This is a genomic window from Streptomyces sp. NPDC051018 (genome assembly GCF_044456085.1).
Lineage (GTDB): Bacteria > Actinomycetota > Actinomycetes > Streptomycetales > Streptomycetaceae > Streptomyces.
The window spans coordinates 203,916-230,775 of record NZ_JBITFN010000010.1 but is presented as its reverse complement, the minus strand read 5'-3'; the positions used below and the strand labels follow the sequence as shown (position 1 = coordinate 230,775).

Below are 26,860 nucleotides of genomic sequence, written 5' to 3'. Positions count from 1 at the left end.
CCCCACGACCAAGCAAACGCCCCACCGCACAACACAAGAAGAACCCGGTGGCCATGGACCTTTCCTTCTACAAGTCGCCGCTCTCCGAAGAGATCCGGAACCAAGGCCGAGCCGAATACATCCTGCTCGCTCTGAAGGCGCGCCGGATCGACATCACCGACGAAGTCCGCTCCCGTATTACGGAATGCACCGACCCTGAACTCCTCCGCCAATGGCTCGCCCGAGCCGCCCTCGCCGACCCCGCGGACGGCATCTTCACGGTGAGCGGCGCGGAGGTTACGGGCGAGGCCCCGCCGGGCAGGTGAGATCAGCAGGTTCCCGGGGTCAGGTCCGGGTGACCGTGCCGCAGTCCTCCGGGAGGGTTCCGAGGTCCTTGCTGCGGTCGTACGGGTCCATGGCGGGGCCGGAGGGTGCGGAGGCCGAGCCGGCCGGGTCCTCGGCGAACACCGGGCGCAGATAGCCGTCGCCGTCCTTGGCGCAGTCCGTGTTGCCGATGTTCATGAAGTGCTTGAACAGGACCAGCCGGCCGGGAGTGGTGATCGTCCTGGCCGCGTCGTACAGCGCGAACGTCTGCTGGCGGCGGACGATGGTCCGCGCGACGTCGTCCGCGCCCGGCTCCGCCTTCACCACCGGGTAGACGAAGGTGAAGTCGATGTGCACGAACACCCCGCCCGGGCGGTCGGCCTTGCCGTAGGTCATCCGGCCCCGCGTCTTGACCACGTCACCGGCGAGGCGTACCTGCTCCGGGTCGAAGCGGCTGAACATCCAGAGCGGGTCCTCCTTCTCGCTGGGCGCGCGCAGCGCCCGCTCCAGCATGCCGTGGGTGTCCTTCTGGAGCGGGTCGAGCAGCTTCAGCGCGGCGGTGGGCCGCTCCCCCCGCAGGGTGCCCGGGTCGAGGTTGGCCTCGATCAACAGTTCCCTGGTGCTGCGCAGCGCGTGGGCGACCTGGGCCTTGCTCATCCCGCCGGTGGCCGCTGCCGCGGGCAGTTGGATCCCGGCCGCACCGTCCGCCCAGGCGGCGGCGGGCGAGCCCCGGAACGGTTCGTCCAGGGTCGGCCGGTCGGGGAACGCCTCCGCGGCGGGCGCGCCGGTGGGCCGCGCGGTCTCGGGGGCGAGCGGGGCCGGGTTCTTCGCCTGGTCGCTCCCGCTGCCGCCCACCGGACGGCCGGTGAGCAGTTCGGGCCGGATGGAGACCACGGCGAGCCCGACAGCGACGAGGATTCCTGCCGCGCCAAGGATCCGGCGCCGCCGCCTGCGCGTCCGCCCGTTGACGTCCTGCCACGCGGGACCGGTCCGCCATCCCTCGGGCTCCGGCTGGTCACGGAGCCGCCGGGTCACCATCCGCGCCCTCGCGGACGGTTCCTCGGGCGCCCCGGCCGTCCCCTCCTCCTCCACGCGCCGGACGAACTCGGCCAGTTCCTCGTCCGAGATCCGCCGCTCGCCGGGTCGCCCCTCCGGTGTTCCCGTCCCCACTGTCCCCACCCCGCGCACTCGTACCACTGCCATGGACATCCCACGGATAAGCGGATGATGATACAAGCAACGTGATCATGGGGATATGAGCGGGGTGCCGGCCGCGCCCGGCCGACGGGCATATTCGGTCGATCACCGCGCGGCCCCGCTCCTACAGTGGGCGAAGTTCGCCGGACGGGGGAGGTCGGTCAGGGTGCGGACGCACTATCCACGTACACCGCATCTGCCCTGGTCGCCGGGGGTCTCGCCGGACGATGTGCGGATCGGCGACGCGCTCGGCGGGCTGCTGGGGCGCGAGGTCGTCGTCACCGAGAAGCTGGACGGCGAGAACACCACGCTGTACGGGGACGGGATGCACGCGCGGTCACCGGACTCGGCGCACCATCCCTCCCGCGCGTGGGTCAAGGCGCTCCAGGGGCGGATCGCGCACGCGATACCCGAGGGGTGGCGGGTGTGCGGGGAGAACATGTACGCGCGGCACTCGCTCGCGTACGACGGGCTCGACGGCTTCTTCTACGGTTTCTCGGTCTGGGACGGACGGGGGCGGTGCCTGGACTGGGACGGGACCGTCCGGTTTCTGCGCGGGCTCGGGATCCCGGTGCCGCGGGTGCTGTGGCGCGGAACCCTCGACAAACGGGCCGAACGGGCTCTGCGGGCGCTGAGGCTCGACACCGCGCGCCAGGAGGGTTACGTCGTACGGACCGCCGACGGCTTCGCGGCCGGGGAGTTCGGGGCGCGGGTGGCGAAGTGGGTGCGGGCCGGGCACGTAGGGACCGACAAGCACTGGATGCACAGCGCCGTCGTACCGAACGGGCTGGGTCCGGCGGCGGCGTTGTGGGATGTGCGGTCGGGCGGCGAGGCGGGCGCGGCGGAGCTGTCGGCGGCGGTGGGGCTTTCGGCGCCCCCGGCAGCCGTGGAGCCCTCGGCGGAGCTTCCGGCGGATGCGGGGGCGTCCGGTCCCCGGCGGCCGGACTACGGAGCGCTGCCCCCGCTCGGGGACGCGCGGCTCGCGGGAGCCCTGGCCCAGTTGCTCTCCGGGGAACCGCGGGGCTCCCTGGCCGCACGGCTGCGGGACCCCCTCGGGATGCCGCTCGCCCGGCGGGTGGCGGACCTGGTGGGACTGGCACCGAACCTGTGGCGGCCGTATCCCGACGACAGCCGCCGGTCCGGGCTGATCCGGATGTCGTACGCGGCGGACCTGGAGCTGCTGCACACCGTGGCCCTGGCGTCCGCGCGGTCCGGCGCCGCCAGGGACGAGACCGCCTGGTCGCGGCTGCACGCCGAGGAGATCCGGCCCCTCGAACTGCCGCGCGGGACGTTCGGCGGGCTGGACGACGACACGGCCGACCGGTGCCGGGCCGAGGCGCGGGAGGCGTACGCCGAGGGCCGGATCGGCGGCCCGGACGAGGCCGTCCCCGCGACCTGGCGGTGGCGGGCGGCGGACTTTCCCCGGCTCGTCCAGCTGACCGCGCCCTCCGGCAGCGGCAAGAGCACCTTCGCGCGCACGGTCCCGGCCGACCGGCGGATCTCGCTGGACGATCTGCGCGAGGAGGCCGGATCGCGCTCCGACCAGAGCGCCAACCGCGATGTCCTGCGGGCCGCGCTGAAGCGCCTCGACACCGCGCTGGCGGCCGGGGGCACCACCGTATGGGACGCCACCTCGCTCAACCGGCAGCAGCGTTCCCTGGTGCACGCGGTCGCGCGCCGCCGGAACGCGCTGATCACCCATGCGGTCGTCCTCGTCACCCCGGACGAGCTGGCCCGGCGCAACGGGACCCGGGAGCATCCGGTGCCGCCCGGGGTGCTGGAGTCCCAGCTGCGCCGGTTCTCCCCGCCGTACCCCGGCGAGGCGCACCGCACCTGGTACATCGGTCCCGGCGGGGCCGTCGAGGACACGGACGGGACCTATGCGGACGAGTGAGGAGATCTACCACCGGGTGCGCTGGGACGCCCGCTTCGACCCGGCGCGGTTCGTCATCGGGATCGCGCTGCGCGGAGACGGGCCCGGGCGGATGCCGCTGACGTCGTTCGTACCGGGCGGGGAGATCCCCTGGCACCGGGTGCTCTTCTTCGAGGCGGACGGCGAGGTGGTGTGGGACCGGTCCTCGGGCGCCGACCGTCTCGGTGTCACGGACGCGGGAAGGGTACGGGTGCCCCGGCGGCTGCGGGCGCCGTTCTTCGAGGCGAGGACGGCGTACGGGACGGCCGGTGGCGGTCCGTCGGCTGCCGCGGGGGGCGCGGGGCCCGGTGTGGGCACCGGGAGCGGCGGACTGCGGGTGCTGACGTGGAACACGCTCTGGGACCGGTACGACGGCGACCGCATCGAGACCGCCCGGCGCCGCCCGCTCCTGCTGGAGGCACTGCGGGCGGCCGACGCCGATGTCATCGCCCTCCAGGAGGTCGAGCCGGAGCTGCTGCGCATGCTGCGGGCGGCCGACTGGGTGCGGGACGGGTACGCGTCCGTCCCCGGGACCCGGGAGGTCGACGACTACGGGCTGCTGCTGCTGAGCAGGCTGCCCGTACGGGAGGCCGGACACCATGTCCTCGGGCCGCACAAGGCCGTGACGGCGATGGTCGTGGAGAGCGGCGGCGGGCCCGTCACGGTCGCGACGACCCATCTGACGAGCGATCACTGCGACGACGGCCCGGCGCTGAGGGAGTTCCAGCTCGCCCGGATCGCCGAGGCGTTCGCGGGCGTCGAGGGCGATCTCGTCGTGATGGGCGACTTCAACGACAGCGGGACCGGGCCGCAGTCGGTGCTGGGGATGCGGGACGCGTGGCTCACTTCGTACGGGCCGGGCGACCGGACTCCCACCTTCGACCCGGGCGCCAATCCGCTGGCCGCGATCTCCTCGCGGACCGGGAACGCCGGGCGGCTGGACCGGGTCCTCGTACGGGGCGGCCGTCAGGTGGCTTCGGCCGTGCTGTGCGGGGACTCGCCGGCCGGGGACCTGTTCGTCTCCGACCACTACGGGGTGCGGGTGGACCTCGCCCCCGGGGTGGACCTCGTCCCCGGCGCGCGGCCGGTGGCGGAGGTGCCACGGCCCTCGGCGGACCCCGCCGACCGGGAACGCGCCCGGGAGCTCGCCCGGCGGATCGCGGACGCGCTCACGGCGGGAGCCCGCCCCGGGGCCGCGTCCGGGGACGGTGTCGTACACCTCGCCGGTTCCCGGCGCATGGGGTGCGAGCTGCCCGGGGCGGATCTGGACCTGGTCGCGGCGCTGCCGGGTACGGCGGATCTCGGAGAGGTACGGACCCGGCTGGTACGCGCGCTTCCGGACGCCCGCTCCGTGCGCGAGGTGGCCGGGGCGCGGGTGCCCGGACTGCGGTTCTCCGCCGGCGGGCTCGACGTCGATCTGGTCGTGGTCGGCACCGGGTCCGTGCCGCCGGGCGCCGCCGTCGCGCGCCGGAGCGGGCTGGGGGAGGCCGCCGCGGTCGCGCTCGGCGCGGTCACCGACGCCGACGCCGTACGCGAACTGGCGGGACCCTCGCGGGGGAAGGCGTTCGAACGGCTCGCGCGGGAGGTGAAGGCGTGGGCGCGGGCGCGCGGGCTCGACTCCGCGCCCTTCGGCGGGGTGCCGGGGCTGGGCTGGTCCGTCCTCGCCGCACGGACCGTCCGCGAGGCGGAGGGCGCCGAGGGCGACGAACTGCTGCGCCACTTCTTCGGGATGTGGGCGGCATGGGACTGGCGCGAGGCGGTCGGGCCGGACGGGGTGTCCCGAACGGGCGCTCCCGTGACGGTCATGACGCCCGCCGAGCCGGTCCGGTCCTGTACGGAGCAGGTGGGCGCGAGCGGGCGCAATCTCCTGGTCCGGGAGCTGTACCACGCCTGGGAGCTGCTGGAGGCCGCGGCGGCGTCGGGCACCGGCCCCTGGGCCGGGCTGCTGTCCCCTCCCCCGCTGTCCGAACGCCATACGGACTGGGCGGTGGTGACGGTGCCGCCGGTGATGACGGACCGGGTACGGGGCCGTATGCGGGCGCTGCTGACGGCCCTCGAAGCCGCGGGGATCACCGGACTCCACGCCTGGCCCCGCCCCTTCGGCGACGGCCCGGTCCGCTATGCGGTCGGCCTGGGGCCGGGGCGGGTGGACCGCGCGCTGGTGTCGGCGCTCGCGGGTGAGTGGGCGGTGGGGCTGGGCGGGACGGTGGTCACCCTGGAGTCGCCTCCGGGCCCTTCGACGCCGTACGGGCTGCTCCCGTCCGACTCTCCCGGCCCGCCCGGCGCCTGAGCGGGTCGTCACAGCGGGGCCGCCCGCCCGGAAAGCCCTTTACCCGTCCCCCGAGACCGTCCCGCGACCCGTCCTGAAGGCCGTCCCGGGGCCGCTCGGGAGGCCGTCCCGGGGCCGCTCTGAACGCCGCCCCCGGGCCGGCCCGAGGGCGCCCCGGAGGCTGTCCCATGGCCCACCGAGGCCGCCCCGCAGGGCCCGTCCCGTGCCCTGCCCCGGGCCCCCCGCCAACGGCTCCCCTTGAGCACGACACGTATTCCGTCCCGCCCGGAACACACGTCCTCGCCCGAGGCAACCTCGACTGCGAATAATCCGTCTAGATGATCGCGGATGCGGCCTGACCAGCCCATTCAGCGATTCTCACGATCACAGCAAGCAGACGGGGGCACACCGGCCCGCTGCCGGGGAAGCGGACGGAGCACACACCATATGGATCACACTTCTGTTCATGTTCCATGCCCGTCCGCGCCCGCCGGAGGCGGCCGGGACGGGGATCCGGACACCGGCGGCCCGGACGGGGTTCCGGACACCGGCGGCCGGTCCGGCGGCACCCCTCGGAGCGGCGGCGGGCGCGCCGCCCCCCGCCGGAGGTCCGTGCTCGCCGCGGTGTCCGCGCTCGTCGGGGCCGGAGTCGTCAGCGGCTGCACCGTGCCGGAGGCCCAGAGCACCGTACCGACGGCCGACCCGGCGCCGGGCATGCCGATCGCGAGTTCGAGGCGGGCGCAGCTGATGCAGATACTCGCGCACCCGGACGACGACCTGTACTTCATGAACCCGGACACCCAGCGGATGCTGGACGCGGGAGTGCCCCTGGTCTGCGTGTATGTGACCGCGGGCGAGCACAACGGCCTCAACCGCGTCCCCGGGCACCACGGCGAGGTCCGCTCCGACCGTGCCGCGTACTCCTCCGCGCGCCACCAGGGACTGCGGCAGGCGTACGCGACCCTGCTCGGCCTGGACAAGTTCACCCCCTGGACCAGGGGCGTCGCCTCCCTGCGCGGGGACCGCGTCGCCGAGGTCGACACGCTGAGCCACGGCACCCGCCGGGTGGAGCTGGTCTTCCTCAATCTGCCGATGAACACCTCCCGGGAGCGTGCCGCGCTCCCCGCGCTCTGGAGGGACCGAGGTCTCGGCGTGCACACCGTGATGGCGAAGGACTCACCGCTGCGCAGGACGGTCCCGTACGACTACGACGGGCTCATCGACGTCCTGGTGGGGCTGATGGACCAGTACCGGCCCACGGTGATACAGACGCTGGACCCGGACCCGGACATCCAGCACAGCAATGAGGCGACCCGCAGGAAGGACAGCGAGCAGCCCGGGTACTCGGACCACGCCGACCACACCGCCACCGCCTGTTTCAGCTGGGCGGCCATGGTGCGCTGGGTCCGGGACGCGACCGCGGACGGCGGACGGGTGCCGGGGTTCGTCGCGACGGCGTTCCGGGGCTACTACAACCGGCACTGGCCCAAGAATCTGCCGCCGCTGGTCCTGAAGAAGAAGGCGTCCCATCTGGTCCCCTACGGCGGTGATCCGCGGTGGAGCTGCGGCAACCCGTCGGGCTGCGGCGACTACTCGGTGGGCGGGGTGCGCCCGCTGAGGAACCGGAAGGGGTGGGTGCGCTCGACGCACCACCGCTACCCGGGGCTCCGGCCCGTCGCCGTCAGCGGCCCGGACGGGCGGATCTCCGCGTACGGGGTGCTGGGGCTGCGCGCGGTCCGCTGGCGCGAGACCGGTCCCGGCAGCGGCCGGTGGGGCGCGCCCGACGACCTGGGCGGGGGGCCGCTCGCGCCGACGCTGGGGGCGGCGACGCTGAGGGACGGCCGTCAGCTGCTGTTCGCGCTGCGGTTCGCCGCGATAGGCGGCCGGGGAGCGTCGAACCGACGGGAGATCGTGCTGCTCGAACAGCGGGCGCCCGGCGGGGAGTTCCTCGCCTGGAACGGGCTCGGCAGCCCCGAGGGGTCGGACGACGGGAGCCGCCGGATCGGCGTACCGGTCGCGGTGACCGCCGCCGACGGCCGGGTCCATCTCTTCGTCCGCAATGCGTCGAGGGGGCTCAGTACCCGCGTACGGAGGGCGGACGGGACCTGGGACCGCTGGCGGGACCTCGGCGGTGAGGACATCCAGGACGGCCTGTCGGCGGTCGTCGACGGCGCGGGACTGGTGCATGTCTTCGCCGCGGGCCGCGCGAGCGTGCACCACTGGGCGCAGAGCGCGGCCGGCGGACCGGTGGAATTCCGGGAGGGCGGCCCGGGCGCGCTGCCGGTGCCCGGCGGACCGGTGTCGGCCCTGCCGTCGGCGGACGGCGGTGTCGAGCTGTTCTACCGGGCGCCCGCGTCCGCGCGTCTGCTGTCCGTACGGGCCGGTGGCGCACCCGCCCGTACGCGCAGGATCAGGGAACTGGACGGTTACGGCCCGGTGAGTGTGGCCGCGGTGCCCGGGGGGCGGGTGTTCCTCGGCCGGGACCAGAACGGCCGGATCCAGTTGGTGACCCCCGCGGGCAGGATGCTGTGGCGGGACGCGCTGGGCTCCCCCTCCCTCGTCGTCCACCGGTCCGGGGTCACGGCGGTCGGCATGGAGGTGAACGCCCAGCCCTGGATACTGCGCCGGGGCCGGGCCGAGACGGGCGTCGCGGGCTGACACGGGCGGGGTGCCGCCGTCAGGGCCGCGCGCTCCGTGGTCCGCGGGCGCGGCGACGAGCCGGTGGTGCGCGGGATCTCGGGGGCCGCGCCCCCGGACATCGCACGTGCCGCCGGACGTGGCAGGCCGCGCCCCGCGGACTTCACCGGGCGTACGGCGGACAACGCAAGTCGCGCCCTCGCACAACGGCGGACATGTCGCGAGACCTCCGCACGTGGTGCCGGCGGACAACGCGAGCCGTGCCGGCAGCCATCGCAGATGCGCCCTGCCCCCGCTCGCTCCTCGCGGATCCGGTACGTGAAGTTCCAGGGCGGTGCCGACAGGCCCGGGCCCCGGGTACCGCAACCGGCCCCGCCCCACCCCCGGCGGCTCCGCCGCCCCTCGCGCGAAGAGGCCCCGCACCTTCCGGTGCGGGGCCTCTTCCCTTGGTGCTCGTTCAGGAGCAACCAGGCCGGATCGACAAGTGACCTACTTGTTGATCTTGGTGACCTGGCCGGCGCCCACGGTCCGGCCACCCTCACGGATGGCGAACTTCAGGCCCTCCTCCATGGCGACCGGCTGGATCAGCTGGACCGACATGACGGTGTTGTCGCCCGGCATGACCATCTCGGTGCCCTCGGGGAGGGTCACGACGCCGGTCACGTCCGTGGTACGGAAGTAGAACTGCGGGCGGTAGTTGTTGAAGAACGGGGTGTGACGGCCACCCTCGTCCTTCGACAGGATGTACGCCTGCGCCTCGAACTCCGTGTGCGGGGTGACCGAGCCGGGCTTGATGATGACCTGGCCGCGCTCGACGTCCTCGCGCTTGATGCCACGGAGGAGCAGACCGACGTTCTCACCGGCCTGGCCCTCGTCGAGCAGCTTGCGGAACATCTCGATGCCGGTGACCGTGGTGGTGGTCTTCTCGGTCTTGATGCCGACGATGTCGACGGTCTCGTTGACCTTGAGGACACCACGCTCGATACGGCCGGTGACGACGGTGCCACGACCGGTGATCGTGAAGACGTCCTCGATCGGCATCAGGAACGGCTTGTCGACGTCACGCTCGGGCTGCGGGATCGACTCGTCGACGGCGGCCATCAGGTTCAGGACCGACTGGCCCCACTCCTTGTCGCCCTCGAGCGCCTTGAGCGCGGAGACCTTGACGACGGGTACGTCGTCGCCCGGGAACTCGTACTCGGAGAGCAGCTCACGGACCTCGAGCTCGACGAGCTCCAGGATCTCCTCGTCGTCCACCATGTCGGCCTTGTTCAGGGCGACGACGATGTACGGAACGCCGACCTGGCGGGCCAGGAGCACGTGCTCCTTGGTCTGCGGCATCGGGCCGTCGGTGGCGGCGACCACGAGGATGGCGCCGTCCATCTGCGCGGCACCCGTGATCATGTTCTTGATGTAGTCCGCGTGACCCGGGCAGTCGACGTGCGCGTAGTGACGCGACTCCGTCTGGTACTCGACGTGCGCGATGGAGATGGTGATACCGCGCTGGCGCTCCTCAGGGGCCTTGTCGATCTGGTCGAAGGCCGAGGCCTCGTTGATGTCCGGGTACGCGTCGTGCAGCACCTTGGTAATGGCGGCCGTGAGGGTCGTCTTACCGTGGTCGATGTGACCGATGGTGCCGATGTTGACGTGCGGCTTAGTCCGCTCGAACTTCGCCTTCGCCACTGGGGTCCTCCTGTGGAGTGGTTCTGTACGCCTTACTCATCGGCGCCAGGTGATCTTTGCTGGGATGCCGGGGCCCGGCGCATTCCCTCCGGTTTGGGAGGGAATGCACCCGCGGGCTCCGGTGACAAGCCTAAAGCGTGAACTCGGGTGAGTTACTCGCCCTTGGCCTTCGCGATGATCTCCTCGGCGACGTTCCGGGGAACCTCGGCGTAGGAGTCGAACTGCATCGAGTAGCTTGCGCGACCCGAGGTCTTGCTGCGGAGGTCTCCGACGTAGCCGAACATCTCCGAGAGCGGCACCAGGCCCTTGACCACCCGGGCACCGGCCCGCTCCTCCATGGCCTGGATCTGGCCACGGCGGGAGTTGATGTCGCCGATGACATCGCCCATGTAGTCCTCGGGCGTGGTGACCTCGACGGCCATCATCGGCTCGAGCAGCACGGGGCTGGCCTTGCGCGCGGCCTCCTTGAACGCCTGCGAACCGGCGATCTTGAAGGCGAGCTCGGAGGAGTCGACCTCGTGGTAGGCACCGTCGAGAAGAATGACGCGTACGCCGGTCATCTCGTACCCGGCCAGGATGCCGAACTGCATGGCCTCCTGGCAGCCCGCGTCCACCGAAGGGATGTACTCCTTGGGGATGCGGCCACCGGTGACCTTGTTCACGAACTCGTAGCTGGCGTCGCCGCCCTCGATCGGCTCGATCGCGATCTGCACCTTGGCGAACTGACCGGTACCACCGGTCTGCTTCTTGTGGGTGTAGTCCACGCGCTCGACGGCCTTGCGGATCGTCTCGCGGTACGCGACCTGGGGCTTGCCGACGTTGGCCTCGACCTTGAACTCGCGGCGCATCCGGTCCACGAGCACCTCGAGGTGAAGCTCGCCCATACCGCCGATGACGGTCTGGCCGGTCTCCTCGTTGGTGTGCACCTGGAAGGAGGGGTCCTCCTCCGCGAGCCGCTGGATGGCGACACCCAGCTTCTCCTGGTCACCCTTGGACTTGGGCTCGATCGCGACCTCGATGACCGGCGCCGGGAAGTCCATGGACTCCAGGATCACCGGGTTCTTCTCGTCGCTGAGCGTCTCACCGGTGGTGGTCTGCTTCAGGCCCATGACGGCGACGATGTCGCCGGCGCCCACGGCGTCGATCTCCTCACGCTTGTTGGCGTGCATACGGTAGATCTTGCCGATGCGCTCCTTGCGGCCCTTCACGGAGTTCAGCACCGCGGTGCCGGACTCCAGACGGCCGGAGTAGATGCGCACAAAGGTGAGCTTGCCCAGGTGCGGGTCGCTCATGATCTTGAACGCCAGCGCAGACAGGGGCTCTTCCTCGGACGGCTTGCGCTTGACGACCACCTCGGGGTCCTTGACGTCGTGGCCCTCGATGGCCTCGACGTCCAGGGGGGAGGGGAGGTAGCGCACGACCGCGTCGAGCAGGGGCTGGACGCCCTTGTTCTTGAACGCGGTCCCGCAGAACACCGGGGTGATGGTGGTGTCCTGGGACTTGCCGGACGCGATGGTGATACGACGGATCGCGGCGTGCAGCTGCTCCACGGAGGGCTCCTGGCCCTCCAGGTACAGCTCCATGATCTCCTCGTCGTTCTCGGCGACGGCTTCGAGGAGCTTGCCGCGCCATTCCTCGGCGGCCTCGGCGTGCGTGGCCGGGATGTCGACGATGTCGTACATCTCACCCTTGGCCGCCTCGGCGGACCAGACGAACGCCTTCATCGTCACCAGGTCGACGACGCCCTTGAAGTCGGCCTCGGCACCGATCGGCAGCTGCATCACGATCGGCGTCGCGCCCAGGCGGTCGCTGATCATGTCGACACAGCGGTGGAACTCGGCACCGGTGCGGTCGAGCTTGTTGACGAAGCAGATACGCGGCACGCCGTAGCGGTCCGCCTGACGCCAGACGGTCTCGGACTGCGGCTCGACACCGGCGACACCGTCGAACACCGTGACAGCGCCGTCGAGGACGCGGAGCGAACGCTCCACCTCGACGGTGAAGTCGACGTGGCCCGGGGTGTCGATGATGTTGATGGTGTGATCGACGTCCTCGAGCGGCCAGTGACAGGTCGTCGCGGCGGACGTGATCGTGATGCCGCGCTCCTGCTCCTGCTCCATCCAGTCCATCGTGGCAGCGCCGTCGTGGACCTCACCGATCTTGTAGCTCACACCGGTGTAGAAGAGAATGCGCTCGGTGGTCGTCGTCTTGCCCGCGTCGATGTGGGCCATGATCCCGATGTTGCGGACCCTGGCCAGGTCAAGCGAAGTGGTGGCCATTTGGCTCAGTCTTCTCTCGGTCTCGATGTGGGTAGCGACTACCAGCGGTAGTGCGCGAAGGCCTTGTTGGACTCGGCCATCTTGTGCGTGTCCTCACGCTTCTTGACCGAAGCGCCGAGGCCGTTGGAGGCGTCGAGCAGTTCGTTCATGAGGCGCTCGGTCATGGTCTTCTCACGGCGGGCGCGCGAGTAGCCCACGAGCCAGCGCAGCGCGAGAGTGGAGGCGCGGCCGGGCTTGACCTCGACCGGCACCTGGTAGGTCGCGCCACCGACACGGCGGGACTTGACCTCAAGCGCGGGCTTCACGTTCTCCAGGGCGCGCTTCAGCGTGATGACGGGGTCGTTGCCCGTCTTCTCGCGAAGGCCCTCCATGGCGCCGTACACGATGCGCTCGGCGGTGGAACGCTTGCCGTTCAGCAGAATCTTGTTGATGAGCGACGTCACCAGAGGAGAACCGTAGACCGGGTCGATGATGACCGGGCGCTTCGGGGCGGGGCCCTTACGAGGCATTCTTACTTCTCCTTCTTGGCGCCGTAGCGGCTGCGGGCCTGCTTGCGGTTCTTGACACCCTGGGTGTCGAGCGAGCCACGGATGATCTTGTAGCGAACACCCGGCAGGTCCTTCACACGGCCACCACGCACGAGCACGATGGAGTGCTCCTGCAGGTTGTGTCCCTCACCCGGAATGTAGGCCGTGACCTCGATGCCCGAGGTCAGGCGCACACGCGCGACCTTACGGAGAGCCGAGTTGGGCTTCTTCGGGGTGGTCGTGAACACACGCGTGCAGACGCCGCGGCGCTGAGGGGAACCCTCGAGTGCGGGCGTCTTGTTCTTCTCGACCTTGTCCTGCCGGCCCTTGCGGACCAGCTGCTGGATCGTAGGCACTACTTCTCCGGTTTCTGTGTGCCGTTCAGTGAAACTAACCTGGAACCCACCGACCCACGCGGTCGGGTGTGTCGAGCCTGCGGGGCTCCGCCGCGAAGGCGGAGGAGGCGCAGAATGCGGTGGCCGGTCAGAGGACTCGCCATGCGGTTGAGGACACGCACACGAGCCCAGGCACACCCCAGGCACAAGGTCTGAGCGTACCTACCGCATGGACTCCGGTCAAAACAAATGCCCACGCGCGGGAAGGCCGGGGCGACCTCGGAGAACAGGCGGTTCCGGGCGGGTGGACACACCGCCCTCCCGTGTCACTGTACGGCGCGGCCCGGGTACGGTCCGCTGCGCCGGGCGGGGGTCCGGTCGGGGTTCGCGCGCTCGGTCACGTACGCGGGCGCGACCGGGTGCACACGGGCGGGTACACGGGCACGTACTCAGGCGCGCGGGCGCGGCCGGATGCGCGGGCGACCGGGGACACACGGGCGGGCACGGCGGGCACGGGGTGATTGCCGGGGTGGTTTCCGGACCCCCGCCGGCGCCGGCGGGGGTCCGCACGCGCGCGTGGCGCATGTCGGTTCGGGGCGCCCGGGAACGGGGGTGGGGGTGGGGGTAGGGATCCGGGAGGGTGGCTCGGCCCAGTCCGGAGGGACTCAGCCCGGAGGGACTCGGTCCGGAGGGACTCAGTCCCGGGCGGCGCGGCGGCCCTCGACCGGGCGGCGGCCCTTGACGGACGCGTCGCCGGGCTCCAGGAACTGGTTCACCACTCTGACGAAGACATCCAGCCGGTCGTCCGGGACCCCGAGCCAGCGCGCGAAGTCCTCCAGCGAGGGCTGCCAGTCCTCCGGCGGCAGCAGGTCCGCCGCCAGCGGCAGTTCCTCCGGGGTGACCCGGCCGGACCGGATCAGCATGTCGCGTACGGAGACCCCGAGAAGCGGCGCGATTCTGCGCATGGTCTCCAGGTCGGGCATACCCTGCCGCTGGAGCAGCCGGGTCACGGCGGCACGGTGCACCCCGGCCTCGTCCGCGATCCGGGACTTCCCTCCACCACGCGGACTGTCGATGTCGTAGCCGCGCTCACGCATCAGGCCCTCGACCCACCCTGCGAACTCATCCAGCTCGCGAGTTGTCATGTACCGCTCCTTAGTCTTTCAGACAATCCACTCTAGCGTGCTTGCGCGCGCAGAATTACGTGATTTCATGCGCGCAATTGCGTCGACCCTCCGGAGTTCCCTGAAGATCCTCAGAGAAGTTTACGTTGCGCGCTCGCACGCAACATGCCACCCTTACTGGCCGCAGGACTCGTCGGCCTCCCGCGCCCCAGGGACCTCTCAGGCCCCGGCGCGCAAGGGCGGCCCCGGACTCTGGAGATCCGTCTTGCCGCTGCACTCCTCCTCCGATCCGTCCGACTCCTCCCCCTGGCAGGCCGCCGCCGCGTGCGCCGGCCTCTCCCCCGCCGTCGTCTTCGCCCGGCGGGCCCGGCAGGCGGCCCCGGCGCTGCGGGCCTGCGCCGTCTGCACCGTACGGCGCGAGTGCGAGCGGGCCGTCGCCCCCGCGGACAGCTGGTTCGACGGCGTCTGCGCGGGCCGCCTGTGGCGCAACGGCCGCCCGGTGCCGCTCTCCCGTACGGCCGGGTCGCTCGCCGCCGGTACCACCGGGTCGCTCACCGGCACCCGTACCACCGGGTCCGACACCGACACCGCCCGTACGGCCGGGTCCGTCGCAGCGCCCCCTTCGCCCGGGGCCGACGCGGCCGCCCGGACCACGAAGTCGCTCACCGACACCGGGACCACCGGTTCCACGGCCGCCCGTACCACCGGGTCCGACACCGACACCGCCCGTGCCGCCGGGTCCGTCACGGCCACCGACCGTACGGCCGGATCCGCGGCCGCCCGGACGCCCGGGTCCGCCGTCCCCGATTCCGCCTCCGCATTCACATCCGCCTGAGTCCGCGTTCGTGTCCGAGCAGCTTCCGGGAGACCCCGTGACTGATCGCGTCCTGACCGACATCGCCCTGTGGACGGCCTCGCTCGTCCGCCATTTCCCCGAGCTGGCCGAGGAGTTGGCACCCGGCCGCGGTACCCCGACCGCCGGCGCCCCCGCCGGGACCCGCCCCGGGCGCGACCGGCTCATCGGGGAGGAGCGCCGGGAGGCCCTCCTGCTCCAGCAGCGGCACGGCCTCGCGGTCCCGGGCCACGGCGCCGCCCCGATCCGGCTGCACATATCCGACGCCATCCGCGACATCACCGACGGGGTGACGGAGCTGGAGGAGGCCGTACGCGCCCGGCTCGCCCTGCCCCGGCCCGGCAGGGCCGGGGTCGGCGAACGGCTCCGGCGCATCGCCGGGCTGCTCGACGGCATCGCGGCCCATCCGGTGCTCGCGGCGCATGTACGGGACGAGCTGCGCCGGATGGCCCGGCGCTGCGCCCGCGCCCTCGGGGACACCGAGCCGGTCGTACGGGTCTCGGGTCGCTGCCCCTGGTGCGACTCGGTGTCGCTGCGGGCGTTCCCGGACCGCCGGGCCGTGCTGTGCGTCAACCCCGCCTGTCTGTGCTCCGACGAGACGTGCGGCTGCCGGGACGACCCCGCCTACCGCCACCTCTGGCCCGAGGAGCGATGGGCGGAGCTGGCCGAGGCGGCGGGCTTCCGGGCGGGCGAACTCGACGCGGCGATGGAGTAGACGGGTGCCGGAACCGCTGCCGCAGCCACTGCCCGCCCTGATTCCCGGACCGCTCGCCGCGGTGGAGGCCGGGGTCGCCCCGGCCACGATCCGCAAATGGGTCCAGCTGGGGCGGCTGACCGCCGCCGGGAGGGCGGGCCGGGCCCAGCTCTTCCGCCTGGAGGACGTCTTCGCCGCGGAGCGCGCCGCCCGCACCGGGCGCCCGGCCCCGCGTACCGCGCACACCGGCCCGCGCAGCCCGCGCGCCGCCCGGCGTGCCCCGCGCACCGCCCCGCCCGAGGCGTGACCCCGGCCGTCAGGGCAGGAACGGATCGCCGCACCCCGCGTGAGAGGGTGACGGCAGCTCCTGCCCGGGTGTTCGCCGACCTGGTCGCACGAGAGGCGGGTGCCTGCCGGAGGCACGGATGCAGAGCTCTGACATGTCCCGCGGTGCACGTCTGGCCGCCCATGGAGCCGTGTCCACCGCGCTGGCGCTGTGCGGTGATCGGGAGCTGCGGGAGCTCGTGGACGCCGCCGCACCGATCGGTTCCGGCATCGGCGGGCAGACGCTGCTGCTGGACGTCGGGGGAACTCCCGTCTTCGCCAAACAGGTACGCCTGACCGATCTGGAGCTGCGGCCGGAGAACGTCCACTCCACGGCCAATGTGTTCGGGCTGCCGCTCTTCTGCCACTACGGCGTCGGCAGTATCGGCGGCCCGGGGTTCGGCGCCTGGCGGGAGCTGGCCGTACACACCATGACGACGAACTGGGTGATCGCGGGAGACCACGAGGGCTTCCCGCTGATGTACCACTGGCGGGTACTGCCCGGCCCCGGCCGGCCGCTCCCCGAGGAACTGGCCGATGTGGAACGAGCCGTCGCCTACTGGGGCGGCGGCTCGGCCGTACGCCGCCGGCTCGACGCTCTCCAGCAGTCCCCGGCGAACCTCGTACTGTTCCTGGAGTACATCCCGCAGAACCTGCACGACTGGCTCGGTGACCGGATCGGGGCCGGTGACGAGGCGGCCGAGCGGGCCTGCGCCATGGTGGACGACGAGCTGAGAGCCGGCGTCTCGTTCATGAACGCCCGCGGGCTGCTGCACTTCGACGCCCACTTCGAGAACATCCTGACCGACGGCCGGCGGCTCTTCTTCGCCGACTACGGCCTCGCGGTCTCCTCCCGGTTCGAGCGCACACGGGCCGAGGCCGATTTCTTCGGCGCGCACCGCGCCTACGACCGGGCGTACACCGCCACGCATCTGGTGAACTGGCTGGCGGTCGCGCTGTACGGATACGGACCGGAGGAGCGCAGGGCGTTTGTGCGTACCTGCGCCGAGGGGGTGTCCCCGGCGGGCATTCCCGCCCCGGTCGCGGCGGTCCTGGTCCGTGACGCGCCGGTCGCGGCTGTGATGGGGGACTTCTACCGCCGGTTCCAGCGGGAGAGCCGGACCACCCCCTACCCGATGGAGGCGCTCCACCGGATCGGACAGCCGGGCGGCCCGCAGGCTTCGGAGAGCCTCCCACCACGGGCCGCCCGGTCGCGGTGAGGGGGTCGGCGCCCGCGCCGGAGGTTTCCGCTCCATCCGTGCCATCCCCCGTGCAGCGGATTCGCAGGACTTTCCCCGTCTGGCAACACTTTCCGCGTCTAGTTGCGTGCGCGCACGCTCTCTGTCACAGTTGGTGCAGCGGCGGAGCTGTGCCCGCGAGACGGGCCGCAGCTCCGCCGTTTGCCGTCGGGCGGTGCCCCGCCTCTGCCCCCGCTCCCCTCGAAGGGCGCCGCCCGGCAGCACCTCACCCGCCACCACAGCACCGAGGTGAACCGTCATGACCACACCCCCGAGTGCCTTCCCAGACGTCGAGGCGCTGGTCGTCGACATCCTCAGGGCGGACACCGCGCTCACCGGGATCCATGTCGCGGTCGACCCGCCGCCGGGCTTCAACGGCACCACGGAAGCCGTCCTCGTCAACCGCCGTGGCGGGGCCTGGACCGGTGATCTGCACGTCGACATGCCTCTGATCGAGTTCGAGGTGTACGGGCCGACCAAGTCCGCCGCCCATGTCCTGTGCAACAAGGCCCGGCGGGTGCTGCTCGCCGCGATCGGCAGGACGTACGGCGTCAATGTGATCACCGATGTCGCGGAGGAGGACGGGCCGCGCTGGACACCCGACTACGTGTACGCGGCGGCCAACCGCTATGTGTGCGTGATCCGCCTCTCACTGAACGTCTTCTGACGTCGCGTCAGGGCCCGGCAGCACAGCACCGCTCAGTCCCGCTCAGTCCCGCTCAGTCCCGCTCAGTCCCGCTCAGTCCCGCTCAGTCCCGCTCAGTCCCGCTCAGTCCCGCTCAGTCCCGCTCCCACGATCAGGCCCCGCCGACCCCGGCGGGGCCTTCGCCGTTCCGGCGCCCGACGCACCGGCCCGGCACCACCCCCTCTCCAAGGAGAAGCCCACCATGGCAGGAACCAACTCGTCCGAGATCCGGGTCGCCGGATCCGGCCGGCTCTTCGTCGCCGCCGCCGGCACCGCCGTACCGGCCGCCTTCACCGCGGACTCCACCGCCGACTGGACCGGCGGCGGCTGGAAGGACCTCGGTTTCACCTCCGCCGACGGCGTCACCTTCGCCAAGAAGGACAAGCTGGAGCCGGTCGACTCATGGCAGGCGGTCAGCCCCGTGCACTTCGTCTACTCGGACCGCGATCTGACGCTGAAGTTCGCGCTGCTCCAGTTCAACGAGGACACGCTGCCGTTCTTCATGGGCGGCGGCGAGGTCAAGACGGAGGGCGTCCCCGCCTCCGACGTCTACCGGTACGACATCGGTGACCGCGCCTACCCGGACGTCCGGGCCCTCGGCCTGGAGTTCACCGATGTCAAGGCCGGTACCCCGACCGCCGTGAAGTACCGCTTCGCCATCCCCTACGGCCAGGTCACCGCGTCGGACGACATCAAGCTGGCCCGCAAGTCCGCGGCCCAGCTCGGCATCACGTTCACGGCCATGTCCAGGGGCGACGGCCAGGCGCTGGCGAGCTTCGTGATGAAGGACAACACGTACTCCGCCGCTGTCTAATCCCGCTCCCCGGGCGGGACGGCCGCCCGCCGTCCCGCCCCGCACCCCCTCCTCCTTCGTACGTCGAACGTCGTACGCACCACTGCCGGTTTCGTACGCGCCGCTGCCCGGCTCGGGCGCACGGCTTTCTCGCTCGTGCGCACCGCTGCCTGCAAGCGCTCATCGGCCTTCATCCGCTCCGGACCCGAGGAGTACGTGTCACCATGGCCCCTTTTGATGTCAACGCCGCCCGCGCCCAGCGTCTGGAGGCTCACGGCCGCACCTGGTCCTTCGAACTGGACGGCGAGAGCTTCACCCTCCCCACCGAACTGAGCCGCACCACCGCCAGGGCGCTGCGCGAGCTCGACGACAACGACGTGGACGGGCTGCTCGCGCTCCTGATGGGCGAGAAGCAGTTCGGCCGCTTCGAGAAGCACGACATCACCATGCAGGACATCGCGGCCGTCCTGGACGCCTACGGCAGGGAGACCGGGCTCGGCCTGGGGGAAGGCTGAGCCTCGCCGCGTTCGTCGAAGAACACGCCGAGGCCCTTGAGGCGGACCTCCTCCGCTACTACGGCACGGATCTGCTGGGCTGGCACCGCGGCGAGGTGTCCAGCCGCCGGCTCGCCGTACTGCTCAAGTACCTGCCGCCGGACAGCGCGGTCAACCGCTCGCTGCACGGGGAGGCGGCCGAGTGGTCGGTGACCGATCATCTGCTGGCCGCCGCCGTGGACCATCTGGCCGCCGCCAACTGGATGTTCGCCTGTGTCCATACGGACGAGGAGGGCGAGCGGCCCGATGCCCCCGAGCCCGTGCCCCGGCCGAAGGACCGCGGGGAGACGGCGGAGGGCGGCGGGAGCGGTGGCACGGGCACCCGTACCCGTACGGATGCAGACGCGGGTACGGACACGAGCACCGGCACCGGCACCGGCACCGGCACCGGCACCGGCACCGGCACCAATGGTGGCGCTCCCTCACCCGAACAGCTCGCGCGATTCTTCGGTTGAGGGGGTCCGGGGGACCGCCGACGGGTCCGGGCCACGGGGTCCGGGCCACGGGCTCCCGGTCGGACGGGCTCCGGGCGATGGAGGACGAACGACGGACGGCCGAGCGCGGACGACGGACGAAGCATGACGGGTGCACCCGGTCCGGATGGGCGGATGCGGATGTGGCGGATACCCGATGTCGGCTGACGGAACACCAGAGCCCCCGGGTTCGTCCCCCCTCAGGGGGCGGGCTCCGGGGGCGCTTGCGGCGTGGCCCGCTCGGCCGGATCGCCGTCCGGTGCCCGGGGCCCCTCCGGAGCCCCGGATCCGTCCGGGCGCCGCCGCCCCCTCCGTACTTCCCTCCCCGTCTGTTCGCTCCGGGGAGGCGCATGGCCCGGAGCGGGCCGGCCCTGTGCGGGGGCGATGCCGAGCGGCGGCACGATGGGGCGCCCGCCCCTGCCGCGCAAGACCCTGCGGACGGAACGCGCGCCCTTCTTCCCCCGTAACTCCCGGGCGGAGAGCAGGATGCCGGGGTCCTGGTGCCGCTCCGGCGGTTTGTCAGGTTCGTCACGGCGGCGCGGTCCCTCACCGTCCGGCTCCGGTGTCCGCTCGGGGCCGCCGGAGCGGTCCCGGCCGGCGCGGTCCCGGTCCTCTCCGTCCGACTGCCCTCCGTCCCGGTCCCCTCGTGCACGTTCCCCGGACGGGGCCACGGGGCCCGGTGGTCCGAGGAGCCGAGTGAGGGGCAGGGGGATCACCTTGCTTTCGTCACCGCCGGAGCCGCCCCTGCGACGAGGCCGTCCGATGCCCCGGGCGTCCAGCCGGCCCTGCGCGTACGCCTCGGCGATACGTTTCTCGTAGGCGAGCAGGACCTTGGGCAGATGCTCGGACACGGCCTCGGCCCAGCCCGCGGTGAACGCGGCCGTCTCACGCCGGTCGGCCTCCGCACGGGGCATCACCACCAGATCGGCGGGATGGTGCCCCAGCCTCAGGACCAGCTCGGAGATCCGGGCGAAAAGGTGGGGAAGATCCGGTGACGGCTGTGTCCAGTCGATCGCGGGCTCGCTTCTGTCCGCGTCCCTGTTCCCGTCCATCAAGGTTCCCGTCCATCACTCGCATTGCCTTCCCAGCCAAGCGATCGGGGGGGAACAACACCACCCTACCGCGCGCCTTTTGACGCCCCCTCATGGTGCCTGGGCCCTCTTTTTTAGCGCTCGGTTCACCTCCGAGGCGCTCAAGCGTGCACCGACGGTCGATCGTGCTCGACCCCTCTATTTGAGCGCTCGGTTCACCTCCGAGGCGCTCAAGCGTGCACCGACAGTCGATCGTGCTCGACCACTCGTTCCTCGCGGCCTCCGCGCGTTCTCCCTTTCGGCACCCGCGCGCCTCTTCGGCTCACTCGCGAAACGCCCGGTCACCCACCCCCGCGGGTGCGGCACCGGCCTCCGCGCGACCTCCCTATCGGCCCGGCCCTCTCTTCAACTCACTCGTGAAAGCCCGGTCACCCAACCCCACAGGCGCGGCACCAGCCTCCATGCGATCTTGCTCACGGGGCTCGGGCGCCTCCTCGGCTCACTCCCGGAAAACCCGGTCACCCACCCCCGCGGGTGCGGCACCGGGCATCGCGCGACCTCCCTATCGGCCCGGCCGTCTCTTCGGCTCACTCGTGGAAGGCCCGGTCACCAACCCCGCAGGCGCAGCACCGGCCGCCGCGCATACTCCCGACCGGCACCGGGCACCGCACGTTTCCGCCTCTCGGCGCTCGCCGCCCCTCCAGTTCACTCGCGGAACACCCGGCCATCCACCCCCACAGATGCAGCTCCGACCCCCACGCGTTCCCCCCTCTCGGTAACCGCGCGCCTCCTCGGCCTACTTCGTACACCAGTTCGATAGACTCGGCGGCCGGTCCGGGCTCCGGCCCGGGCCGCACCGGTACGCGATCGGAAGGCAGGGCACCATGACGTCTCAGACCGGGGGCGGCCACCCATATGACACGCTCCACGACCGCATCAGCGAACTGCTGCGCGACCGCAACCCCCTCGACCGGCACGCCCTGCTCGCCACCCTTGACGCCGAGGTCACGGCTCGCGAGACCAGCGCGTACACGGCGGGCTGGAACGACGCGCTGACGGAAATCCGCCACCGCCTCGCCTGAGCCCGGCGGCAGGCCCCCCTCACCCGCGCGATAGGGCTCCCCCGCCCGGGGTAGACCCCGGGGCATGACGGCCGAAGCGGTGCTCGGATGGTTCTTCGCTGTGGTCCTCGCACTGGTGGCCCTGGGCGCCGCCGCGGAGGTACGGAGAAGGTTCCGGCTCGCGCGGCGCGGAGTCGCGGCGGAGGCCACCGTGGTCGCCTTCACCGTGCGGCGGGACACCGACGGCACTCCCCGGCACTTCCCGGTGGTCACCTTCACCCTGGCGGACGGCAGCACGGTCGAGGCCGAGTCCCCGACGGGCACCCCGCACACCCCGGCCGACGGCGTCGGCGACCGGCTCGGCATCGTCTACGACCCGCGGGCACCCCGGAAGATCACGGTCACCTCGCTCGACCCCGGCCATACCGGCTGCGGAATGATCACCGCGATGGTGATCTGCGCCGCCGGAGCCGCCTACGGCTCCTTTGCGCTCACCGGGGAACTCCTCTCCCGATAGGAGCGGATTCCGCAACCCCGGTCTCAGGGCTCTGATTTCGCGGCGCCCCGAAGAACCCGGCCCCCTGGGCCGGGTTCTTCCGTTTCCGCCCACTCATGAATTCCTCCCACCAAGGAATTCCGCCCACCCATGAATTCCGCACACTCAGGAATGAGGAGAAATGGCGCGAAGTCTCCCCGACCTCGACCAGGACCTCGCCGCTGTCGAGAAGGACGTCGGAACCCTCAAGACCGATGTCGGCAATCTCAGGACGGATGTCGGAAACCTCCAGCAGGCCGACACCAAGCACACCGCGGACATCAGCGCCCTCACCACGATGCTGGGCAAGGTCCAGGGCCCCGATGTGGCGACCCAACTCAAGGGGCTCAACGCCCAGGTCACCTCCATGCAGAGCTGGCTGAAGATCATCAGACCGCTGGTGTTCGGTCTGGTGTTCAACGCGGCCGTCGTCAAGTTCGACATCCAGGCGTTCAAGATCGACCTGACGCTCTTCAAGAAGGTGGACGAGAAGAACTTCAACTCCCTCAGAAAACTTCACGAGCTGACCGACCGTCTCGGCCGGCGGATCCACGGAAAGCTCAGCAAGAAGTCCGCGGAGAAGCAGCGGGAAGAAGACAGGAAGAGGGAGGAGAAGGCGCGCCTCGACGAACAGAAGAAGAAGGTTCTGGAAGGCCTGCCCGGCAGGGTCACAGCCAACGAGAACGATATCGAGCGCATCCTCAGGGCGCTGCGCGGTGCCCGCGAGAGCGCCGGACAGGTGAGGGACCGCCATACCCCGGACCCCAGAGGAGTGGACGGGAAGCGTCCCAGAATCGCGCCGGTGACCCAGGACGTCCGCAATCTGCGGAGCGCCGTGGATCAGCTCATAGGCTCGCTCGGTTCTCTGTGAAGAGGCCGCGCCCATGTGTGAATTGAGGGAGACATGTCTCTCGTAAAGTCGCTGGGTTCCACCTCCAACGCCCTGAAGGGCTTCAAGGACAAGGCCGAGGAGGCCGGCCGGGCAGCCGACGGGCTCCGGCAGAAGGCGGCCTCCGGTGAGGGCAGGCTCCGTACGCTGAAGTCGGCCGCGCAGTCCTCCGGCGGGCAGCTCAAGGCGCTGAAGACGGCCACCGACCAGGCCGAGCGCTCCATGGCCAAGGCGGGTACGACCGGCCGGTCGGCGGGGAGCGGGCTGGGGCGGTTCCAGTCCGGCGCGAACAAGGCAGCCCAGGGGCAGGACCGGCTCAACCGGTCCATGAAGGGCAACTTCCTGGTCCGGCTGCTCGACCTGTTCATGCCGCTCATCGAGACCGTCGTCCAGATGGCCACGCGGTCGAGGACGATGCAGACGGTCATCCGGACCGCGTTCAACGCCATCAGAACCGTGATAGGCGCGGTGATGCGGGCGGTCGGCCCGATCATGAGGACGGCCGGGGCCCTGATCAAGTCGGTGTGGAACGGCATCCGGAGCGCCGTCACCACCGTCGTCAGGGTGATCGCCACCGTCATCCGGACGTATGTGAACATCTGGCGCACCATCCTCACCACGGTGATGAACGCCATCCGAAGCGTCATCCGCACGGTCTGGAACGGCATCAAGGCCGTCATCATGCCGGTGGTCGACTGGATCAGAACGGTGATCCCGAAGGCGTTCAGCACCGTCAAGGAGAAGATGTCGAGCGTCTGGAACGGCCTCAAGGACATCGCGTCCAGGGCCTTCAACGGCATCAAGGACGGGGTCAGAAGCCCGATCAACGCGGTCATCGGACTGATCAACTCGATGATCGGCCGGCTGAACTCCATCAAGGTCAGCGTGCCGGGCTGGGTCCCCCTGGTCGGTGGCAAGACCTTCGGCGTGAGCCTGCCCACGATTCCCGCGCTCGCCGCAGGCGGTGTCGTGATGCCCCGCCGCGGCGGGGTCCACGCCATCGTCGCAGAGGCCGGCGAGGCCGAGGCCGTACTGCCGCTGTCCCGGCTGGACCGGCTGCTCGCCCTCACCGCCAAGCGGGCGCGTATGGCACAGGAACGTACGGGCGCCGGCGGGGCCGGACTCCATATCGAGCACTACCACGCGGCCCGCTCCAGCGATCCGCAGGCGACCGCCAACGCGCTGATGTATCTCGCGAAGGCCCGCGGATGAGTGCCGCCATGGCCCTGCCGCCGGACCCGCTCGCGGGCGCGGGCCCCGCGTTCCAGGCCCTGCGCGGTCAGGCCGGACAGGCGACGCGGGCGCTGCGGCAGGCCGCCTCCGGAATCCGGCGGGCGGCGGGCGGCACCGGGCGCCTCGGCCCTCAGGCCCGCTCGGCGGCCACCGCCGTCCGGGGATTCAGAGAACAGGCCGACGCGGCGGCGAACGCGGCGGCCAAGGCCGGACGGTCCACCGCAGGCGGCGGAGTCGGACGGTTCTCCTCCGCCGCCGCCAGGGCCAGGGCGGCGGTGGCCAGGCTGGGTTCACCGATGGGCGCCGTCCTCGGCCTCCTGGTGTCCATGATCGACATCGCCGCCCTCGTCAGCGGTCTGATGGGCACCTTCGGCACGGTCATGACGATCGCGTCCCTCGTGATGACCGGCGTCAACACCGCCATGCGCGCCAATCCGCTCGGCTTCGTCCTCGGCATCCTCATCCCCCTGGGGGCGTACCTCATCGAACTGGCGATGAGCACCGAGACCGGCAGGCGGATCATGCGGCAGGTCTTCGCGGGGGTGCTCCAGGGCTTCCAGCGGATCGGGGCGTTCCTCGGGCCGGTGCTCAGGGTCATGGGCAGCGCGGTCCGCACCTACTTCACGGCGTACCGAGCCGTGATCACCGGTGTGCTGCGTGCCCTGGGCGGTGCCATCGGCGGCATCGGACGGACCGGATCGGCCGTCACGGCCGCCGCGGGCGCGCTGCGCGCGATCGCCTCCCGCGCCTTCGACGGTCTGAAGGGCGCGGTACGGCCGGTCCAGCAGTGGATCACCGACACCGTCCCCGGGTTCTTCACCAGGACCAAGGAGCGTGTGACCGGCGCCCTGCGCGGCATCGGCGGCATGCTCGAAGGGGGGATGCAGACCGTGCTGGGCGTGGTGAAGGGGCCGGTCAACGGGTTGATCGCCTTCGCCAACTGGATCATCGACGGACTGCGGAAGCTCAGCTTCTCCTTCTTCGGCAAGAAGTTCGGCGTCACGCTGGACAAGATCCCGCAGCTCGCCGACGGCGGTGTGGTGCTCCCCGGCGCCCCCGACCGGGCGCCGCGCATCCTGCCCCTGTCCGACCTGGAACACCGGCGGGTGGCGCCCGAACCGTCCGGGCCCCGGAAGCCGTACGTCCTCAAGCACTTCCGCGAGACGCCGGACGCGGGCCCCCGTGCCACCGCCGAGGATCTGCTCTTCCTCACCACCGCTCATCGCTGAGCCCTACCGGAGTGAGGTGACGGCCCCATGGCCGACAACACCACCGCATACACCGCCGACCTCGCGCCCGGCTCACTCATCACCCAGGACGGGCAGATGCAGTGGGCCGGGCTCCTCATCGGCCCCGGCACGCCCTTCTCCGTCGACCGGTCGGGTCTCACCGGCTGGGAGGACCTGCCGGAGTACGACTCCTCCGACGCCGAGCGCCCCACCTCGCACGGCGCCTGGCCGGGCGCCCGCTACGCCAAGCCCCGCAAGGTCGGCGGCACGGTGTGGACGCACCCGGCATCCGGTCGGGGCCCGGCCGCGCTGAACGCGCTGCGCCAGTCCTTCGCCCTCACCGACGGCGAGCGCTGGCTCGCGGTCCGGCTGCACGGGGAGATCCTCGCGGTACGGGCCCGGGTGGCCCAGCGTGTCGTCCCCGCGGACCGGGTCTTCGCCACCCAGGGCGCGGCCAGGGCGTCCGTCCAGTGGCTGGCGGCCGATCCGCGCCGCTACGCGGTCAACGAACAGCTGGCGACCACCGGGCCACCGCAGCCGGAGTCCGGTCTGACCTGGCCGCTCACCTGGCCGCTGAACTGGGGCCGGGCGCAGAGCACCGGCGATGTCGTCGCGGAGAACACCGGCTCCGCGCCCACCCATCCCGTGATCGTCTTCCGTGGTCCATGTGCGATACCGGCCGTCACCGAGCGGATCAGCCGCCGGGGACTGCGGTACGCCATCGATCTGACGGCCGGTGACGTCCTGGAGGTGGACACCGCGGCCGGCACGGTCACGCTCAACAACTCCGCGTCACGCCGCCACACCGCGATGGCCGACTCCGGCCCCGAGGAGCTGTTCGCCTTCGAACCCGGCCGGGCGGAGCTGTCCTTCCGGCCGGAGTCGGCGGGCCCGGACGCCCGGATGACCGTCCGGTGGCGCAGCGCGGAGTGGTAGCGGCACGGGCCGCGTCCCGGGGGCACCCGCCGTGTACGGACCGGGCGGGCGCACCGGCCCGCGCGG

General features: G+C 71.6%; 25 protein-coding genes. 18 read left to right on the top strand and 7 right to left on the bottom strand.

What is annotated here, in order from left to right:
• Positions 1 to 53 precede the first annotated feature (53 nt).
• On the top strand, positions 54 to 305 hold the full coding sequence (locus ACIBCM_RS19465) for a hypothetical protein (protein WP_399244904.1): 252 nt from the start codon (positions 54 to 56) through the stop codon (positions 303 to 305).
• Between the two features lie 19 nt (positions 306 to 324).
• On the opposite strand, the gene ACIBCM_RS19460 is transcribed toward ACIBCM_RS19465, so the two are convergent.
• Positions 325 to 1,506, bottom strand: coding sequence for a hypothetical protein (locus tag ACIBCM_RS19460; protein WP_399244776.1), 1,182 nt, complete (start codon positions 1,504 to 1,506; stop codon positions 325 to 327).
• 160 nt (positions 1,507 to 1,666) lie between these two features.
• Here ACIBCM_RS19460 and ACIBCM_RS19455 point away from each other — a divergent pair, with 160 nt between their 5' ends.
• The 3 genes from ACIBCM_RS19455 to ACIBCM_RS19445 all read left to right on the top strand — a co-directional run bounded on the left by ACIBCM_RS19455 (position 1,667) and on the right by ACIBCM_RS19445 (position 8,339).
• Complete coding sequence (locus ACIBCM_RS19455; protein ID WP_399244774.1) at positions 1,667 to 3,394, top strand: RNA ligase family protein; 1,728 nt, start codon at positions 1,667 to 1,669, stop codon at positions 3,392 to 3,394.
• Positions 3,381 to 5,702, top strand: a complete 2,322-nt coding sequence (locus ACIBCM_RS19450) for a poly(A) polymerase (protein ID WP_399244772.1) — start codon at positions 3,381 to 3,383, stop codon at positions 5,700 to 5,702. The genes ACIBCM_RS19455 and ACIBCM_RS19450 overlap by 14 nt, the downstream gene beginning before the upstream one ends.
• A gap of 591 nt (positions 5,703 to 6,293) precedes the next feature.
• Positions 6,294 to 8,339, top strand: a complete 2,046-nt coding sequence (locus tag ACIBCM_RS19445) for a PIG-L family deacetylase (protein ID WP_399244770.1) — start codon at positions 6,294 to 6,296, stop codon at positions 8,337 to 8,339.
• 468 nt (positions 8,340 to 8,807) lie between these two features.
• On the opposite strand, the gene tuf is transcribed toward ACIBCM_RS19445, so the two are convergent.
• From tuf to ACIBCM_RS19420, 5 genes are all read right to left on the bottom strand, one after another.
• Positions 8,808 to 10,001, bottom strand: a complete 1,194-nt coding sequence (gene tuf / locus ACIBCM_RS19440) for an elongation factor Tu (RefSeq protein ID WP_399244768.1) — start codon at positions 9,999 to 10,001, stop codon at positions 8,808 to 8,810.
• A 152-nt stretch (positions 10,002 to 10,153) separates the two neighbouring features.
• A complete protein-coding gene (gene fusA, locus ACIBCM_RS19435) occupies positions 10,154 to 12,280 on the bottom strand; it encodes an elongation factor G (RefSeq protein WP_399244766.1) in 2,127 nt (708 codons plus the stop codon).
• Positions 12,281 to 12,318: 38 nt separating this feature from the next.
• Positions 12,319 to 12,789, bottom strand: a complete 471-nt coding sequence (gene rpsG / locus ACIBCM_RS19430) for a 30S ribosomal protein S7 (protein ID WP_100108597.1) — start codon at positions 12,787 to 12,789, stop codon at positions 12,319 to 12,321.
• A gap of 2 nt (positions 12,790 to 12,791) precedes the next feature.
• A complete protein-coding gene (gene rpsL / locus ACIBCM_RS19425; RefSeq protein ID WP_003948652.1) occupies positions 12,792 to 13,163 on the bottom strand; it encodes a 30S ribosomal protein S12 in 372 nt (123 codons plus the stop codon).
• A 674-nt stretch (positions 13,164 to 13,837) separates the two neighbouring features.
• Positions 13,838 to 14,287 carry a helix-turn-helix domain-containing protein gene (locus ACIBCM_RS19420; protein WP_399244764.1) on the bottom strand — a complete coding sequence of 150 codons (450 nt, stop codon included), beginning with the start codon at positions 14,285 to 14,287 and terminating at the stop codon, positions 13,838 to 13,840.
• Positions 14,288 to 14,531: 244 nt separating this feature from the next.
• Between ACIBCM_RS19420 and ACIBCM_RS19415 the strand changes: the two genes are divergently transcribed.
• The 8 genes from ACIBCM_RS19415 to ACIBCM_RS19380 all read left to right on the top strand — a co-directional run bounded on the left by ACIBCM_RS19415 (position 14,532) and on the right by ACIBCM_RS19380 (position 19,862).
• Positions 14,532 to 15,101 (top strand): hypothetical protein, encoded by a 570-nt coding sequence (locus ACIBCM_RS19415; RefSeq protein WP_399244762.1) that lies wholly within the window; start codon positions 14,532 to 14,534, stop codon positions 15,099 to 15,101.
• A gap of 37 nt (positions 15,102 to 15,138) precedes the next feature.
• Positions 15,139 to 15,834: a hypothetical protein gene (locus tag ACIBCM_RS19410; RefSeq protein WP_399244760.1), complete on the top strand. Its 696-nt coding sequence runs from the start codon at positions 15,139 to 15,141 to the stop codon at positions 15,832 to 15,834.
• Between the two features lie 28 nt (positions 15,835 to 15,862).
• Positions 15,863 to 16,120 carry a hypothetical protein gene (locus ACIBCM_RS19405; RefSeq protein WP_399244902.1) on the top strand — a complete coding sequence of 86 codons (258 nt, stop codon included), beginning with the start codon at positions 15,863 to 15,865 and terminating at the stop codon, positions 16,118 to 16,120.
• 118 nt (positions 16,121 to 16,238) lie between these two features.
• Positions 16,239 to 17,357: a protein kinase family protein gene (locus tag ACIBCM_RS19400; protein ID WP_399244758.1), complete on the top strand. Its 1,119-nt coding sequence runs from the start codon at positions 16,239 to 16,241 to the stop codon at positions 17,355 to 17,357.
• A 277-nt stretch (positions 17,358 to 17,634) separates the two neighbouring features.
• Positions 17,635 to 18,042, top strand: a complete 408-nt coding sequence (locus ACIBCM_RS19395; protein WP_399244756.1) for a hypothetical protein — start codon at positions 17,635 to 17,637, stop codon at positions 18,040 to 18,042.
• 220 nt (positions 18,043 to 18,262) lie between these two features.
• The gene (locus ACIBCM_RS19390) at positions 18,263 to 18,874 is read left to right on the top strand and encodes a phage tail protein (protein ID WP_399244754.1); all 612 of its coding nucleotides are present in this window, start codon (positions 18,263 to 18,265) and stop codon (positions 18,872 to 18,874) included.
• A gap of 203 nt (positions 18,875 to 19,077) precedes the next feature.
• Positions 19,078 to 19,368 carry a hypothetical protein gene (locus tag ACIBCM_RS19385; protein ID WP_399244752.1) on the top strand — a complete coding sequence of 97 codons (291 nt, stop codon included), beginning with the start codon at positions 19,078 to 19,080 and terminating at the stop codon, positions 19,366 to 19,368.
• A gap of 95 nt (positions 19,369 to 19,463) precedes the next feature.
• On the top strand, positions 19,464 to 19,862 hold the full coding sequence (locus ACIBCM_RS19380; RefSeq protein ID WP_399244750.1) for a hypothetical protein: 399 nt from the start codon (positions 19,464 to 19,466) through the stop codon (positions 19,860 to 19,862).
• Between the two features lie 218 nt (positions 19,863 to 20,080).
• Here the strand turns inward: ACIBCM_RS19380 and ACIBCM_RS19375 are convergent, their stop codons facing one another.
• The gene (locus ACIBCM_RS19375; RefSeq protein WP_399244748.1) at positions 20,081 to 20,932 is read right to left on the bottom strand and encodes a hypothetical protein; all 852 of its coding nucleotides are present in this window, start codon (positions 20,930 to 20,932) and stop codon (positions 20,081 to 20,083) included.
• Positions 20,933 to 21,795: 863 nt separating this feature from the next.
• On the opposite strand from ACIBCM_RS19375, the gene ACIBCM_RS19370 reads away from it, so the two are divergent.
• The 6 genes from ACIBCM_RS19370 to ACIBCM_RS19345 all read left to right on the top strand — a co-directional run bounded on the left by ACIBCM_RS19370 (position 21,796) and on the right by ACIBCM_RS19345 (position 26,794).
• Positions 21,796 to 21,993 (top strand): hypothetical protein, encoded by a 198-nt coding sequence (locus tag ACIBCM_RS19370; RefSeq protein WP_399244746.1) that lies wholly within the window; start codon positions 21,796 to 21,798, stop codon positions 21,991 to 21,993.
• Positions 21,994 to 22,057: 64 nt separating this feature from the next.
• Complete coding sequence (locus tag ACIBCM_RS19365; protein WP_399244744.1) at positions 22,058 to 22,489, top strand: DUF3592 domain-containing protein; 432 nt, start codon at positions 22,058 to 22,060, stop codon at positions 22,487 to 22,489.
• 160 nt (positions 22,490 to 22,649) lie between these two features.
• Complete coding sequence (locus ACIBCM_RS19360) at positions 22,650 to 23,378, top strand: hypothetical protein (protein WP_399244742.1); 729 nt, start codon at positions 22,650 to 22,652, stop codon at positions 23,376 to 23,378.
• Between the two features lie 33 nt (positions 23,379 to 23,411).
• Positions 23,412 to 24,608, top strand: a complete 1,197-nt coding sequence (locus ACIBCM_RS19355) for a phage tail protein (RefSeq protein WP_399244740.1) — start codon at positions 23,412 to 23,414, stop codon at positions 24,606 to 24,608.
• On the top strand, positions 24,605 to 25,858 hold the full coding sequence (locus tag ACIBCM_RS19350) for a tape-measure protein (protein WP_399244738.1): 1,254 nt from the start codon (positions 24,605 to 24,607) through the stop codon (positions 25,856 to 25,858). Before ACIBCM_RS19355 ends, ACIBCM_RS19350 begins: the two co-directional genes overlap by 4 nt.
• Before the next feature lie 27 nt (positions 25,859 to 25,885).
• Complete coding sequence (locus tag ACIBCM_RS19345) at positions 25,886 to 26,794, top strand: phage distal tail protein (protein ID WP_399244736.1); 909 nt, start codon at positions 25,886 to 25,888, stop codon at positions 26,792 to 26,794.
• Positions 26,795 to 26,860: the final 66 nt, after the last annotated feature.